This window comes from Lunatimonas sp. (assembly GCF_020832325.1).
Lineage (GTDB): Bacteria > Bacteroidota > Bacteroidia > Cytophagales > Cyclobacteriaceae > Lunatimonas.
In genome coordinates this window covers 193,097-208,326 of sequence record NZ_JAFIEU010000047.1, presented here as the reverse complement: position 1 = coordinate 208,326, position 15,230 = coordinate 193,097, and the positions used below count along the sequence as shown (strand labels likewise).

General features: G+C 50.3%; 10 protein-coding genes. 4 read left to right on the top strand and 6 right to left on the bottom strand.

Annotated elements, in window-relative coordinates; all coding sequences use genetic code 11:
- Nucleotides 1-149: 149 nt before the first annotated feature.
- The 4 genes from JJU34_RS18705 to topA all read right to left on the bottom strand — a co-directional run bounded on the left by JJU34_RS18705 (nucleotide 150) and on the right by topA (nucleotide 7,084).
- Complete coding sequence (locus JJU34_RS18705; protein WP_228693944.1) at nucleotides 150-839, bottom strand: NAD-dependent deacylase; 690 nt, start codon at nucleotides 837-839, stop codon at nucleotides 150-152.
- 57 nt (nucleotides 840-896) lie between these two features.
- Nucleotides 897-3,278 (bottom strand): OmpA family protein, encoded by a 2,382-nt coding sequence (locus tag JJU34_RS18700; RefSeq protein WP_228693943.1) that lies wholly within the window; start codon nucleotides 3,276-3,278, stop codon nucleotides 897-899.
- The gene (locus tag JJU34_RS18695) at nucleotides 3,275-4,429 is read right to left on the bottom strand and encodes a hypothetical protein (RefSeq protein WP_228693942.1); all 1,155 of its coding nucleotides are present in this window, start codon (nucleotides 4,427-4,429) and stop codon (nucleotides 3,275-3,277) included. The genes JJU34_RS18700 and JJU34_RS18695 overlap by 4 nt, the downstream gene beginning before the upstream one ends.
- Before the next feature lie 330 nt (nucleotides 4,430-4,759).
- Nucleotides 4,760-7,084 carry a type I DNA topoisomerase gene (topA, locus tag JJU34_RS18690; RefSeq protein WP_228693941.1) on the bottom strand — a complete coding sequence of 775 codons (2,325 nt, stop codon included), beginning with the start codon at nucleotides 7,082-7,084 and terminating at the stop codon, nucleotides 4,760-4,762.
- 141 nt (nucleotides 7,085-7,225) lie between these two features.
- Here topA and JJU34_RS18685 point away from each other — a divergent pair, with 141 nt between their 5' ends.
- Together JJU34_RS18685 and JJU34_RS18680 are read left to right on the top strand one after the other, a co-directional pair.
- Nucleotides 7,226-7,720, top strand: a complete 495-nt coding sequence (locus JJU34_RS18685; protein WP_228693940.1) for a histidine phosphatase family protein — start codon at nucleotides 7,226-7,228, stop codon at nucleotides 7,718-7,720.
- A 175-nt stretch (nucleotides 7,721-7,895) separates the two neighbouring features.
- Nucleotides 7,896-9,293: an MATE family efflux transporter gene (locus JJU34_RS18680; RefSeq protein WP_228693939.1), complete on the top strand. Its 1,398-nt coding sequence runs from the start codon at nucleotides 7,896-7,898 to the stop codon at nucleotides 9,291-9,293.
- A gap of 237 nt (nucleotides 9,294-9,530) precedes the next feature.
- Here JJU34_RS18680 and fdhD read toward each other — a convergent pair whose 3' ends face one another.
- Together fdhD and JJU34_RS18670 are read right to left on the bottom strand one after the other, a co-directional pair.
- Complete coding sequence (gene fdhD, locus JJU34_RS18675) at nucleotides 9,531-10,409, bottom strand: formate dehydrogenase accessory sulfurtransferase FdhD (RefSeq protein WP_228693938.1); 879 nt, start codon at nucleotides 10,407-10,409, stop codon at nucleotides 9,531-9,533.
- On the bottom strand, nucleotides 10,406-12,688 hold the full coding sequence (locus tag JJU34_RS18670; protein ID WP_228693937.1) for an FdhF/YdeP family oxidoreductase: 2,283 nt from the start codon (nucleotides 12,686-12,688) through the stop codon (nucleotides 10,406-10,408). The genes fdhD and JJU34_RS18670 overlap by 4 nt, the downstream gene beginning before the upstream one ends.
- 102 nt (nucleotides 12,689-12,790) lie before the next feature.
- Here JJU34_RS18670 and JJU34_RS18665 point away from each other — a divergent pair, with 102 nt between their 5' ends.
- Together JJU34_RS18665 and JJU34_RS18660 are read left to right on the top strand one after the other, a co-directional pair.
- Complete coding sequence (locus tag JJU34_RS18665) at nucleotides 12,791-13,660, top strand: sugar phosphate isomerase/epimerase family protein (RefSeq protein WP_228693936.1); 870 nt, start codon at nucleotides 12,791-12,793, stop codon at nucleotides 13,658-13,660.
- An 88-nt stretch (nucleotides 13,661-13,748) separates the two neighbouring features.
- A complete protein-coding gene (locus JJU34_RS18660; RefSeq protein ID WP_228693935.1) occupies nucleotides 13,749-15,224 on the top strand; it encodes a sulfatase in 1,476 nt (491 codons plus the stop codon).
- The last annotated feature ends 6 nt before the right edge of the window (nucleotides 15,225-15,230 follow it).

Genomic DNA, 15,230 nt, shown 5'->3' with positions numbered 1-15,230 from the left:
TTCTGTTTTTTGATAAAATCCACTCAAAATCGCCTAGATCATCTGGTAAATGATGTTGTCTTCCGGATTCAGTTGGTCTTAAAATAATCGGATTTCCTAAAAAGTGTCCTTATGAAGCCCTTGGCGTTTGAAAGAGTCAGCCGGACTAGTCATAGGTTGGTTCTGAGCATAGAGACCATTTTGGCGACTCCCGTACTTGCAGCTTCCTCTAGTTTAATGAGATTCGGTAGGGAATTCGTTCGCGGAATTTGCAGGTCAATTAAATATTTTGGGATCTCCGATGGTGCGAAGTCCAAGAGTCCGGCGGCAGGATACACCAGTAGGGAGGTGCCTACCACAGCAAAGATGTCCGCTTGTTCGGTAGCTTCAATTGCTGCTTCCATCATGGGAACCTGTTCTCCAAACCAGACGATGAATGGCCGCAGTTGGGATCCTCGCTCACATTTATCGCCGATATGCAGTTCCCAGCCGTCTATGGGGTAAATTAATGTAGGATCAAGCGTACTTTGGGACTTGAACAGTTCTCCGTGGAGATGGATTATTTTTGTAGACCCCGCTTTTTCGTGGAGGTCATCTACATTTTGTGTGATGATCGTCACGTCAAAGTCAGCTTCCAGTTCAGCGAGGAGTAGATGGGCTGCATTTGGTTTTGCAATCAGGCAGGCTTTTCTTCGCTGATTGTAAAAATCCAATACCAAATGCTGGTTTTTTCTCCATCCGGCTGGGGATGCGACTTCCATGACGTCGTGTCCTTCCCACAATCCATTTGCATCCCTAAATGTGGCGATACCGCTTTCGGCGGAAATCCCAGCTCCTGTTAAAACTACCAGTTTTTTCATGAATGTATCAATAGCTTAAAAGTTTGATTGAAATTACCGATACTGGAATTAAACCCACTACTCTACCACCACTTCGATCATAATTTCTACTTTTCGGTCTTCACTGCGTGAACCGCCCCGACTATCCCGAACCAGCAGCCCTCCGGGCTTTAGGGCTATTCGGTCGGGACTGATTCCGTGGGTTTTGATTAGCTCCTCCCTTACATGGACTACACGCCGCTCTGCCAACGCAAGATTGTAGCTTATCCGGCCTGTATTGTCCGAGAAACCGGTTAGCGCCACGAAGTAGTTCGCTTGATTGGCCAGTAAGTCAGCTACTTCCCGTAGCTTTTCCTTTTCGGCTGCGGTCAGTTCTGCGCGGTTGGTTTCAAAAAAAACCTCCTTTTTGGATACCGGAAACCCTATGACGACCTTTTTATCGATGATCACCGTGTCCCGGACAATCATTCCGGCTTGCCCTGCGGAGGCTGCGGGGCTTGCGGTTATAAGCCCATCGGTTGGAGAAGCGCTAGGTAGTGCTTCAGCGTTGCCAGCTACGTCCGACGTTCCGGGTGCTTCGTTTTGCCCTTCCGACCGGCTGCCAGGTACCGGAACCAAGGCAGGTGCAAAAACCGTGGCACCTTGGGTGGGGACGCCAGCTGATGGGGCAGCGGAGTAGGGGTAGAATGGCTGCTGAGGATTCTGAATGGCCTGCTGTCTTGGTGTGGTCACCTCGGTTCGTTGTCTGTAGCGTATCCGGTTGTTTTCCCGAATAACCCGCTGTCCACTCTCCGGATAGGTATAGGTCCTTTGCTCGTCCGGAACGCCGGTCCAATAAGTGGTTGAACCAGGGGGCTGCGTAAAGGAACCGACAGGGTAATCCGTAAAACCGCGTTGCTCCATGGCTTCGGTGCCGAAGGGTTCGTAAGAGGGCGTGTAGCCGAAATTATTTGGCAGTTGCTGCCAATTTTGCGGCTGATTCATGGCCCGCGCCACCTGTTCGGAGAATTGCTGGAATCCCCGGATAAATACCAGCGTATCCAAGGTGGAAGTGCTGCTAGTTGCGGATGAAGTCCTTTCCTGTATCCGTAGACTGTCCAGCCGGTTTTCCGCAGCTACCAACTCGGAACGGCTTTGCTCCCTCCGGAGGTTTAATGCTCCGTAGTCCCGGGACAGTCGTTGCTGTTCTTCAGATACCTCTCTCAGTCTTTGCCGTTCTGCCTCGCCAGGGGCTTCGAGCGCCAGCAGGTCAGTTGCTATTAAATTCAGTGAATCGATTTGCACTTCCAACCTGTTGAGTTGCCTGTCTACCAAGTCCAGTTGCTGACGGGCTTCTAGCACCTCAATTTTTTGATCCAAGTAAACCACTTTTTGTCGAAACGCCGCGTCCTCTGTCCGGGGAGGGTTTACCTGAAAAAAATTAAAAAATTGGTCTCCGGCAACGCCTGGCAGTGGATCTAGTTCCGTGCTATCGCTGGGGATGTTTGCCTTGGTCGTTGCAGCGGTCTGGGATTGCAGCATGGAGCGGGATGGGCTGACCTTGGACGCCCTGAAGGCCTGTTTGGACGGTCGAAAACTGAACTTCAACCCAGCCTGATGGAAGATGTACCAGTCGTTAGCGCTGTTTGGATCTCCTCGATAGGGGTTTTCCGCGTCCGGAAAGTTTGTTCCCGGAAGTGCGGCATAATATTGAAAATCGTCGTCGTAGCTCGTGCGGTACCTGCCGCTTACATCGTCCAGATAATCCGATGAGCTGTGCCTAAAGTCGCTTTGGACAAAGAACTCCAGCTGCTTGGCCAAACGGAAGCGGATGCCCAGCCCCAAGCCGTAATAAATCGCCGTAGGGCTGTAAGCATCGTCCCGTTCGGTGCCGATTTCCCGGAGGGAGGTTTCAAACACACCGTTGGGGGTAACGTTTGGTTGGGAATAGTCGTATCGATTGCCTTCATCGTCCAGCAGATCTCCGCGGACATCAAACCTGCTGATCCCTATGCCCAAGGTGAGATAAGGTGCCATGAAGGCGTTTTTGTTCAGTAATCGGTCGTTGTCGGTACGGAATACCAATGCCAATCCCAGATCGTGTAATTCCGTTCGGAAGTTCAAGGATCGGTTGTAGTTGGGAAGTTGGGTCTGGGGTACGCCGTCCTTGTTTACGTATCGGTCACTCATGGACATATCGTATCTGCCGGCCTGTAGCATCAACCCAACGGAGCTACTCAGTCTTTTCTCCAACGAAAAAGCATAGGAGGCTTGATGGATGTAGCTTGGGTTGTACTCAAACAGGCGTCGCAGGTTCCGGAATTCACTAACTCTGTAAGGGCTTAGGTCACCATAGTAGTTGGTGTAGCCTACCCCCAGACCCAGTCGGTAGTTGTAGGGGTCCAATTGGGTGAAGGCAGGATGCATGAACAGCATGGCCATCACCCCCAAAGCCGCTCGTTTCAGGATGGTGTAGTTCATCGGTTCATGCCCAGCCAAAGGTTAAACTCCATGCTAAATCCCACAAAGGGGTAAATGGTCACATTTTCTAAGTTGCCGTTCACATCCGAGGACGTCAGCGCGGCACCTAGATTGAAGCGCAACACCCGAAACATGGTGTATCCCAAGCCCACATACATGGGTCGACCAATTAGCGGACCACTTATCGAAATGCCGTCGCTGTTTCGCATGTTATTGGTGAAGACACCAGTAGATATGGAAGCATTGCCCAAAAACTTGGTAAATGCCTTTCTGCCGAGGGGAAAGGAAACCCCCACGAACGGGGAAGTCCCATAGTCCAAGCTATTGAAATCTCCCCCAAAGTAAGTGCCGGCGTAGCCCACATTGACGGGTAGGTAAAAGGGACGTTTTTCGGTTGGATAGCTGTCTATTTCCCGTATGTCTACCAGCATCAGGAGATTTGCCCGCAGGTATTGTTCGGCTTCTGCAATCGTTAGTTGCACCAGCTCGTCGATCAGTTGACTGGCATAGATGGCCTCGTCTCTGGAAGCATTGTCTCGGTTTTTCAGGATATTGAACTTCGCGTTTCGCAGACGCAAGTTGTGGGTCTGATCAATTTTTTGCCTTACCACATCGCTGAATCCCCGAAACTCCTGATCCAAGGGGTGGGCATAGTTTTCGAGTCCCTGAATGACGATTTCGTTCATTTGCGCCATCATCACCCGTTGAGACGACAAGGATTGCAGTCCTTTTCGGCTCACTTCAAAATTTGCCCGGATGTAGGCCTCGAGGTTTTTGGTTAGCGCTTCTTTTAGTTCTTGGAGGTCTTTTTCGTCAGACCGTTCGTAAAAATAAAACTTCATATGATACCGCTCGTTGCTCCTGAGCGGGTTGGTCACAAACACTTCAAACTCATTGGTTTCCACCGCATACGGGGCTTTCCATTTGTAGAGGTAGGCGCTGTTCGGAGATTTTTTGGACCGAAATACCTCCACACTGACCATGCGTACCGACGAAGGAATGGTACCATTTAGGTAAAAAATTTCCTCTGAAGGAAGGGGTAAGCCGCCGTTTACTTGGTTTTTCACGGTAGCATATGTTACAGTCTTTATTTGGGCTTGGCAGATCATGGGAAAAATGCCGACTATCAGGCAGTATAACAGTTTATTCATATACTAAAACAAAATGGGTTGATTAACATAAAAGATATACCTGCTTACAGGGGCGATTGTTTTTCTCCACTACAGGAAATCGTAGTTTAAATTAGTCAAAAATCGCTTAGGAAACAAGCTGCGGCCAATTGACTGATGTGTTCAAGCCGGCAAACGGTGTGGAAAAGGCGTCGGTAAAATCCATTCTAGTGGATACCAGGTGTACCCTAGGGCTAGGAGGAACCTGGTAGGTGTGGGTTTGATGGGTAGTAAGGGATTTCTTACAGCAGGCTAAAAAAAAAGCGGCTGCATACAGTTGCAGCCGCTCTTAGTCGTGAATCATCCATCTGTCTATTTCTTCCGCTTGAAGCCACGTCCTCCTTTTTTGGGTTCCGGCTGATTCTCGATGATCTCAACGGTCTCCGCATAAGACAATTTTTCTGCCTCTTTATCCTTGGGGATTTTGAAATTGTTTTTTCCAAACTTGATATAAGGGCCCCAGCGTCCGTTTAGGATTTCGATTTCCGGATTTTCGTCAAAGCTTTTGATGTGCTTTTTCGCGTCGGCTTCCCGTTTGTCTTTAATGAGCTGTATAGCTTCCTCTTCGGTGATAGAAAGGGGATCGTATTCCTTGGCCAAGGAAACGAATTTGCTGTCATGTCGGATATAGGGACCAAATCGTCCGATGGCAGCTACGATTTTTTTATCTTCAAAAAAGCCAACGTCTCTGGGCAGTTTGAAAAGCTCTAGCGCATCCTCTAGGGTGATGCTTTCGATGAATTGACCCTTCTTCAGGCTGGCAAATTGTTTTTCCTCATCTTCCTGCTCGCCAATCTGCACCAAAGGGCCGAATTTGCCCAGCCGAGCAATCAATTTTTTACCGGTTTTTGGATCCACCCCTAGTTCACGGGAAGAATTTACGTCTTCGCGTTTGATGTTTTCGGTTTCTTCCACTTTGGTATGGAAGGAAGAATAGAAGTTTTGGATCATGTCATCCCAGCGCTGCTCGCCATGGGCAATGTGGTCAAACTCCTTTTCAACCTTGGCGGTGAATGAGTAGTCGATTACATTGGGGAAATGCTCCACCAAAAAATCGTTTACTACCATGGCAATGTTGGTGGGGAACAGCTTGTTTTTGTCCGCTCCGGTAATCTCTGTTTTTTCGGTTTCTACAAAATTACCACCGGAGATCACCATTTCGGTGTATTTTCTCGACGTTCCATCACGGGATTCTTTCACCACGTAATTTCGCTTTTGAATGGTGGAAATGGTGGGCGCGTAGGTAGAGGGTCTACCGATCCCCATTTCTTCCAGTTTTTTAACCAGCGAGGCCTCTGTATACCGCGCCGGAGGTCTGGAAAAGCTTTGCCGGCCTTTCATTTCCCGGAGGTCCAGTTTTTGGCCCTCGGTTAGTGGGGGTAGGATGCCCCTGCCGGTTTTTTCTTCGTCCTCCTCGTCGTCTTCGGTACTTTCCAGATAGACTTTTAGGAAGCCTTCAAACTTGATCACTTCCCCATTGGCTACCAAATGTTCGTCGGTGTTGGATACAGCTATCGTGACGTTGGTTTTTTCCAATCGGGCATCTGCCATCTGGGATGCGATGGCCCGTTTCCATATGAGGTCGTACAGGCGCTGCTCGTTTCGGTCGGCCCCGGCTTCTGAAACCGAAAAGTCGGTGGGCCTCACGGCTTCGTGCGCCTCCTGTGCGCCTTCGGATTTGGCAGCAAATTTGCGCTTTTGGTGAAATTCTTTTCCGTAAGAACTTACGATGGCATTTTCAGCGCCGGAAAGGGCTTCCTCCGAAAGGTTCACGCTATCCGTTCTCATGTAGGTGATTTTACCCGATTCATACAGCTTCTGCGCGATGTTCATCGTTTGCGCTACCGAGAAATAGAGCTTACGGCTGGCCTCCTGCTGAAGGGTAGAGGTGGTAAACGGAGCTGCCGGGGATTTTTTGGCCGGTTTGGTTTCCAGTGATTTTACCGAGAAAGAGGCCTCCAGGCATTTTTTCAAAAACTCTTCTGCTTCCTCTTTGTTGTCAAATTTCTTGGGTAGCTCGGCATGGAGCGGTTTCCCCCCTGCGTCAAAGATCGCAGTAATCCGGTAGGAGGAAACCGACTTAAATTTTTCAATTTCCCGTTCCCGTTCCACGATGAAACGCACGGCGACCGATTGCACGCGTCCGGCGGATAGACCGGCCTTGATTTTTTTCCAAAGTACCGGTGAAAGCTCAAAACCTACCAGCCGGTCAAGGATGCGGCGGGCTTGCTGGGCGTTTACCAGGTCTATGTCTATGGTTCGGGGATTTTCCATCGCCTTGGCGATTGCAGACTTCGTGATTTCCCTAAAAACGATCCGTTTGCTGTTTTCATCCTTCAGGCCCAATACCTCTTTAAGGTGCCAAGAAATGGCCTCTCCTTCGCGGTCGTCGTCACTGGCTAGATAGACCGTTTCCGCTTCCTTCACCAATTTCTTCAATTCTTTGATCACCTCCTTTTTGTCAGCGGTAACTTCGTATGTGGGCTTGAAGTTGTTCTTGATGTCAATGGCGTGTTCTCCCTTGGGTAAGTCACGTACGTGACCGTAGCTGGAAGCAACCTTAAAGTCCTTACCCAGATACCCTTCGATGGTTTTGGCCTTGGCTGGAGATTCGACTATGACTAAGTTTTTTGGCATCGTATGTTTTTCGTTTTCGGCAGAAACAGCACGTTTCTTTTAAATTTGGGCTAAAAATAGAGGTCATAATAATCTTGTGCAAATATTCGGGCAAGGCAATTTTTGGTATGCCGTGTTATTTTGCATAGAAATTGCGTATTCTTGGATAAAAAACGACACGTGAAGAAAACGCTGACATTACTTCGGCACGGGGAAGCGGCTATGGGCCAAGGCATCCGAAACGACTACCATCGTGCACTTACTCCCGACGGCATCGTGCAATTAACCCGCCTGAAAAATCTATTGGTATCCAGCGGTGTTTTCTTCGACTTTACGCTCTATAGCCCTGCAAAGCGGACTACCCAGACCATGGAGCTATTGGCGGAGGATGTAGCGTTGGGTGAAAAATCCGCGGATCGATCGATATACGAGGCCTCGTTGGGCAATCTTTTACAGGCCGTCCACCGCATCTCCGATAGCTACCACGATGTGTTGGTGATCGGGCATAATCCGGGGATTTCCCACCTCCAAGGATATTTGAGCGGGGATTCTTCCATACTTTTTGTACCAGGTATGCTTGTGCGCCTTTCTCTCGAAGTGGATAGCTGGGAGATGGTCTCCAGTTCAACTGCTCATGTGTTGGAAGTGATCCAATGAATAGTGAAGTACAACCGGCAAGGATGCGGTACCGTGCACGACGTAACCCACGGATTGTAGGTGCTAGCCCCTACAGGAGTATGGCCGAAGCGATAGATACAGCAAAGGATATATTTATTTTTTTTGTCGACTAGAAATGCAGTAGCTTTGCCGAATTGCAAACCAATCCGTACAGATGGCGCAGCGCATCAGGCTTTTTTTCACCCTCTTTAAAGAGGCTATCCGTGGTCAGGAGCAGGATTATACCCGGATTTCCTTAAAGACCGGCATTTTTTTATTGGCGGTCCCTATGATTCTGGAGATGTTGATGGAGTCACTGTTTGCAGTGGTGGATATTTTCTTTGTGGGCAAGTTGGGTGAACATGCCATCGCCACCGTTGGACTCACCGAGGCGATGTTGACGATCATCTATTCGGTGGGGGTTGGCGTCAGCATGGCTGGTACAGCCCTGGTTGCCCGTCGTTTCGGGGAAAAGGACTACCAACGGGCCGGTACGGTGTCTTTTCAGTTATTGCTGGTAGGGGTGGTATCCTCAGCGGCCATGGGCATGGCGGGGTTTGTGTATGCAGAGGAACTACTGGTGCTTATGGGAGCGGAACCGGACTTGGTTGCGACAGGTACTGGGTTTACCAGAATCATCATGGCCGGCAATATGGCTATCCTGCTGCTTTTCCTGATCAACGGGATTTTTAGAGGTGCAGGTCAGCCTCACTTGGCCATGAGGGCCCTCTGGATTTCCAATGGGCTGAATATTTTATTGGATCCCCTGTTGATATTTGGGTGGGGCAGTTTCGAGGGCTTTGGTTTGGAGGGCGCTGCCTGGGCTACCACACTGGGACGTTCGGTAGGGGTTGTGTACCAAGTTTACCACTTGGTCAATGGCAAGCACAGGCTCACAATTACCTCCAAAAACCTGAAAGTCCGTTGGAAAACGTTGAAGAATATCGTCTCTATCTCAGCCGGAGGCATGGGGCAGTTTTTGGTAGATGGCGCGGCTTGGATCTTTCTGACACGGCTTGCGGCTACGTATGGTAGTGCCACGATGGCAGGCTACACGATCGCCTTTCGGATTTTGTTATTTAGCCTGATGCCGGCATGGGGACTTTCTGCCGCTGCCTCCACGTTGGTGGGCCAAAGCTTGGGCGCGGGAAAATATTTCAGGGCAGAGTTATCTGCTTATTACACAGCACGGTACAACCTGATTTTTTTGGCCGTGGTGACGGCGGTCTACCTGCTTTTTGCGGATGTGATCGTAGGCTGGTTTACCGATATTCCCGAGGTGGTGGAGGTGGCTGCGAAGGGATTGAAAATTACGGTGTTGGGCTACGTGTTTTTTGCGGTAGGGATGGTCATGGTACAAGCCTTTAACGGTGCAGGGGATACCAAAACTCCCGCCTATATCAATATCGGTGTTTTTTGGTGTTTGGAGATACCTTTGGCGTTTATCGTTGCGCAGTATACGGGGCTGCGGGCAGATGGGATTTTTATGGTGATTGCTTTTTGCCACTCCCTGCATGCCCTGGTAGCACTCTGGTTTTTCCGAAAGGGGCATTGGAAAAAGACGCTGGTTTAGGCCCCATCCGATCCCATATTCCCGCAAAAATTGGTCTGGTATGGCCGGTCATTTTACAATGAGAAAAATCAAAAAAACGGTCATTTCTTGAAAAAGGACTATTAATTAGGTGTATGGTGAAAAAAACAGCTTAAAAAATACCCCGATCAGGGTATTTTTTAAGCTGTTTTCCCTCTGTACCTTTGAAGTAGGTGATAAAGTTTTTGAGCTGCACTTTTAGCAAGCTTCATGTGGGGATTATTTACTATTTTTTCCACCCACTCCATGTATCCTTTCTGGATGGGAATAGCAGTTGAACCGGTCTTTCTTCAAAAATCCTATAAGCGTTATGCCGGTTTTTTGGGCGAGGTCAATCGCCAAACTGCTCGGTGCACCGAGTGCGGCTAATACCGAGACGCCGGCCACAGCCGTTTTCTGAACCAACTCGAAACTCACTCTTCCACTTAGCAACACGATGCGGGATGAATTCGGCAAGAGCCCTTCGCGGTAGGAAGCACCTACTAATTTATCCAAGGCATTGTGCCTGCCAACGTCTTCCCGAACGAGTAACCCTTGCCCGGAAAGGTCAAACAGGCCGGCAGCATGCAGACCGCCCGTGTACTTGAATCCGGTCTGTTCCTGATCCAAATAGCTACTCAATACATAGACTACTTCCGGCAAAATAACTGCACTTGGCGCAATGGGGTGCTCGGCTAGCCTGCCATAGATGGCGTCGATACTGGATTTTCCACATACCCCGCAACTGGAGTTGGTCAGGAAATTGCGATCGGTGTGGCTTAAGTCGCAAATCGTGTCCGGTGCTAGCCGTACAATGACCACGTTTCCCTCTTCTTCCACTTTCACGCGTTTGCAGTACCGCATGAAGAGGACATCCTCCATCCGTTGAATGATACCCTCCGCCAATAGAAACCCCATCGCCAGGTCAAAGTCATGGCCGGGGGTGCGCATGGTTACGTAGAGGTTTTTTTCCTGCCAGTTGCCTGCACGTTCCCACTGTAGTCGAATTTGCAGAGGTTCCTCCACGGCTACCAGATCCGGTATCGCTTGGATCGAGTTCCCATTTCGTTCCACCGTATAAACCGGAAGTTTTTTCACCGGTGCGATCAATTTGGTCATGGAGCTAGTTTTTCGATACGTACTTCGATGTACTTGGAGGCGGGGCAGTGGCTTTCAGGGGAATGACTGTTCAATGCCACCAATACGTTGCCTTCGGGGAAATACATGGCGGCGGAACCAGCGGGGATGTCGTAAGGAATCGCAGCGAAACCCTCGAGATGGCGGAGTTCGCCTTGAAAATAGCTGGTGATCCGGGTTTTTTCCATGGCCTTCAGCCCCTTGCGTTTCATGTCATCGGGATGCATCATCACGATCTCTCTACTGTCCCGTATGCCCCTATACCGGTCATCGTTTCCGTAAATGGTGGTGTTGAATTGGTCGTGGCTTCGCAAGGTCATGAGGATGAATCGGTCGGACGGTATGGAGGGTGGTAGCCATTCGTTCACGGTAAAGTGGGCCTTTCCGTCAGGCGTTTGAAAATTCCGATCCCTGGCCCCATTGGGCAGAAAAAATCCACCAGGCTGCCTTACTCGCTGGTTATATTGTTCAAATCCGGGAATCACCGCTTCGATTTTGTCTCGGATAAGGTCGTAATTTGCGGCATAGTCTTCCCATGGTGTGGGGTGTTGTGCGCCCAATGTCGCTCTGGCCAAACCGCAGACGATGGCGACCTCACTTTTTAACTGGGGTGAAGCGGCAGGCAGATCCCCCATCGACATCCGCACCCTGCCGGCGGTATCTTCGGTGCTGACAAACTGGCGCCCGTGGGCGGTGTGGTCCTCTTCGGTTCTGCCAAGGCAGGGGAGGATCAGCGCCGTTTTTCCATGGATGAGGTGGCTTCGGTTTAATTTGGTAGACACATGCACGGTTAACTCACAGGACTGTAGGGCCTCTACCACCCGTTCGGTGTCGGGAGTTGCGAGTGCGAAGTTGCCGCCCATACCGAAAAACACCTTAGCTTGACCATCTAGCATGGCTTGTATAGACTGAACCGTTCCGAATCCCTCTTTTTGGGGAGGATGAAACGAAAAGGCTGCGCCCAGTTTTGCCATGAATGGTTCCGGCATTTTTTCCCAAATACCCATGGTACGGTCTCCCTGAACGTTGGAATGCCCTCTTACAGGCAGTGTGCCTGCACCCGGCTTCCCCATCGCACCTTTGAGAAGCAGTAGGTTAACGATTTCACGAATGGTGCTTTCTGCATTTCGCTGTTGGGTAATGCCCATGGCCCAAGCTATGATGATGCGCTTGGAATGCATCATCAGCTCGGCAGTATCCCGGATAGCTTGCTCCGGAAGGCCGGATGCCAGTATCAGATCGCCTAATGATAGGGTGTCCAAATGGTCGACTAGCTGCTTGTAGCCGCTGGTGTGCGATTGTATGAAGGTTTGGTCAAAGATCTCGCCGGGCTGTTTCTTTTCCGCTTCCCACAAAATCTTCTGAAGCGCTTTCAGCAGAGCCAGGTCGCCGTTGATCCCCACCGGAAGGTAGATATCCTGAAGCTGGGTGGCTTCACCTATCCACTCCCATGGTTTTTGCGGGTGCCGAAACCCCATCAATCCTGCTTCGGGAAGGGGGTTTACAGCGATGATCTTTCCGCCTGCCTGTTTGAGCTTCTGGAGCTCGGTGAGCATCCTCGGGGCGTTGGTGCCTGGGTTTTGGCCCAAGATCATCAGCACCTCGGTTTGGCGGATATCCTCTAGGGTAACAGAGGCTTTTCCTATTCCCAAGGTTTGCTTTAAGGCCACTCCCGATGCCTCGTGGCACATGTTGGAGCAGTCGGGCAGGTTGTTGGTTCCCAGCATGCGCACAAACGTCTGGTACAAAAAAGCAGCCTCATTGCTGGTGCGCCCGGAAGTGTACCAGATGGACTGATCGGGGTTTTCCAAGTTATGCAGGTGGGTGGCGATTTCGGAAAAAGCCGTTTCCCAACTCACCGCCTCGTAGTAATCACTTCCGGGCCGGAGTATCATGGGTTCTGTAAGGCGACCTTGCTTTTCCAGCCAATGGTCGTTTATTGCCAATAGCTCGCGTACGCTGTGCCTTTTGAAGAATGCCCGGTCCACTCGGTTTTTAGTGATTTCCCAAGCTACCGCCTTTGCCCCGTTTTCGCAGTACTCGGCGACGGATGACACGTCCTCCGGGTTCGGATCAGGCCACGCACAGCTCGGACAATCAAAGCCTTTGGGCTGATTCAGTTTGAACAATGTCTTCACCCCCCGACCCACATAGGTTTCCTCCCAGATGCGGTAGGCCACGGAAGAGATGGAAGGAAATCCCGCAGCGCTGTTCGGTAGGGTACGGGCTTTTGGGTCTTTGGACGGTTTTGCTTTGGACATGCTGCAATGGATTTAAAAACGGTGGGTTTCCTTTATGGAAAGGAATACGGTTTTTCAGTAAATGTCTTTGGAAGTAAAATTATGTTATTGTATGTTTAATTCATGAATAAACTGTTGGTTTTTCTATTTTTGGTAACAGCTTCTGCCTGCACCTCCCCCAAAGCGTTGGATAATCCGCTCTATGCGTTCAATAACTGCATGCGTACCATGTTGGATTGCCCCGAAGGCACTCCGGAACAAGTGGAGGCGATTGCGGCATTGGGGTATGGGGGCTTTGGTGGCCACGAGTCTGTGGACCTGGTTTCGCTAAAGAGGGAACTGGACGCTAGGGAGATGGGGCTACCTGAGATTTACGTAGGAATATACCTCAGAGAGGGAAAGGTGGTGCTGCCTGACAACTGGAAAGCCATGTTAGACCTTTTCAAAGGCACCGAAACACTACTAGCTCTGCACGTTCATGCGGATGACAATGCCTCGCCGGATGCGGCAGTGGATCGAATCTTTGTGGAGAAGTTTAGGGAATTGGCACAGCAAGCGGAGGAATATCAGGTCCAATTGGCTGTATATCCCCATCACGCGTTTTATTGCGAGACGACGGCCCACGCGGCGGATTTGGTAAAGCTGGTAGGACATCCCCGCTTTGGCATGACATTGAATCTTTGCCATCTTCTCAAGGTGGAGGGATCAGCCGGGTGGGAGCAAAAAGTGGAGGGGCTGATACCGTATTTAAAGATGGTTTCCATACACGGTGCCGACGCAGGGGATACGCAGGCCATGGGCTGGGATCAACTGATACAGCCGTTGGGAGAGGGAAGTTTTGATACCTTTCGCTTTGTGCAGCATCTCAAAGATACGGGCTATGAGGGTATATTCGGTTTGCAGTGTTTTGGCATACAGCAGGACTGTTCGGAGGCACTCCGAAAATCCATGGAGGCTTGGCGCTCCTTTCAGCAACGTTATACGAAACGGTAATCAGCCTCTATGAGCAATTAAATTTCCCAAGAATCACCCTTTAGCACCGAAATAGTTCGGATGCATACACTCAAAAATAACCACCCAAATGAAATTCCATCTCTCCGTGCTGTTGGTTCTGGTCACGCTTTTTTCTTGTCGGGAGGAACCACCGGTAAAAATGAATGTGCTCTTTATCGCCGTAGATGATCTCAGGCCGGATATCGGTGCCTACGGCAATCCATATATCCAAACTCCCCACCTGGACCGATTGGCGGCCACGGGAACCCTTTTTGAAAGTCACTTTGTGCAAGTGCCTACCTGTGGCGCTTCGCGGTGCAGCATCTTGACCGGCCTACTGCCCAAGACCACCAAACATCTGAGCAATGCGGCTTTGGAGGAGTTTATCTCCGATGCACCGGAGGGAAGTGTTCCCGAAAGCGTGGTTCACCATTTTCGAAGAAACGGGTATCGTACCGTAGGCATTGGCAAGATCAGCCATTCGGTGGACGGCTTACTGTATGGCTATCGGGAGTCACCCGAGGGAGCTAGACCCGAGATGCCCTATAGCTGGGATGAATTTTTATTTGATCCCGACAAATGGGGTACAGGCTGGAACGCATTTTTCGGATACGCAGACGGATCCAACCGTCAAGAAAAAGACGGGCAGGTACCCCCCTACGAAATGGCAGACGTCGATGACCGTGGATATCCCGATGGGATCATGGCGGATATGGCTACAGATAAGCTGAAGGAGCTCAGCGAGCAGCAAGCCCCCTTTTTTTTAAGCGTGGGTTTTTTCAAGCCTCATCTGCCATTCAATGCGCCGAAGAAGTATTGGGATTTGTATCAGCGGGATCGGATACCATTGTCTCGGGTCAAGGATTTACCGGAAAATGTACATCTTTCCAGTCTACAGCGGATGGGGGAGTTTAATCAGTACAGATTGGGCGATGAGCAGGCCACCTTAGAGGCAGCTATCTCCGACGATTATGCCCGTAAGCTGATTCACGGCTATTATGCTTCGGTAAGCTACGTGGATGCCCAGATTGGTAAAGTGTTGGATGAGTTGGAGCGCCTGGGTTTGGCTGAGAACACACTGGTAGTGGTGTGGGGGGATCACGGGTGGCATTTGGGAGATCACCGCGTATGGGGGAAGCACACCATATTTGATGTGGCTTTAAGAAGCCCGTTAATCATTCGGTATCCGGGGTCAAAATCCCGAAAAATCCCAAGCGACCAGGTAGTGAGTTCCGTAGATTTGTATCCGACTTTGGCGGATTTATGTGGGTTACCCGTTGATTTTCCCTTGGATGGGCAGTCTTTGGGTGGCCTGATTCAGCACGGATCGGATCCGGATCGGACGAACCGTTCTTTTAGCTATTTCAATAAGGGCATCAGTATGCGGACGGACCGGTATCGCCTCACGCGGTATTTTAGGGAAGAGCAGCCGAACATAGAGCTCTACGATCACCAAGAAGACCCCTACGAGTCGGTTAATATTGCCCAAAAAAGGCCTGACGTGGTCGAACAGTTGATGGTTGAATGGAAAACCGGCGACACCGGTCTGTATACTCCCCAGTAACCCTTG

Excerpts from the sequence above, each read along its gene's own strand:
- JJU34_RS18705 (WP_228693944.1), bottom strand. The coding sequence starts at position 839 with ATGAAAAAACTGGTAGTTTTAACAGGAGCTGGGATTTCCGCCGAAAGC.
- JJU34_RS18700 (WP_228693943.1), bottom strand. The coding sequence starts at position 3,278 with ATGAACTACACCATCCTGAAACGAGCGGCTTTGGGGGTGATGGCCATG.
- JJU34_RS18695 (WP_228693942.1), bottom strand. The coding sequence starts at position 4,429 with ATGAATAAACTGTTATACTGCCTGATAGTCGGCATTTTTCCCATGATC.
- topA (WP_228693941.1), bottom strand. The coding sequence starts at position 7,084 with ATGCCAAAAAACTTAGTCATAGTCGAATCTCCAGCCAAGGCCAAAACC.
- JJU34_RS18680 (WP_228693939.1), top strand. The coding sequence starts at position 7,896 with ATGGCGCAGCGCATCAGGCTTTTTTTCACCCTCTTTAAAGAGGCTATC.
- fdhD (WP_228693938.1), bottom strand. The coding sequence starts at position 10,409 with ATGACCAAATTGATCGCACCGGTGAAAAAACTTCCGGTTTATACGGTG.
- JJU34_RS18670 (WP_228693937.1), bottom strand. The coding sequence starts at position 12,688 with ATGTCCAAAGCAAAACCGTCCAAAGACCCAAAAGCCCGTACCCTACCG.
- JJU34_RS18665 (WP_228693936.1), top strand. The coding sequence starts at position 12,791 with ATGAATAAACTGTTGGTTTTTCTATTTTTGGTAACAGCTTCTGCCTGC.
- JJU34_RS18660 (WP_228693935.1), top strand. The coding sequence starts at position 13,749 with ATGAAATTCCATCTCTCCGTGCTGTTGGTTCTGGTCACGCTTTTTTCT.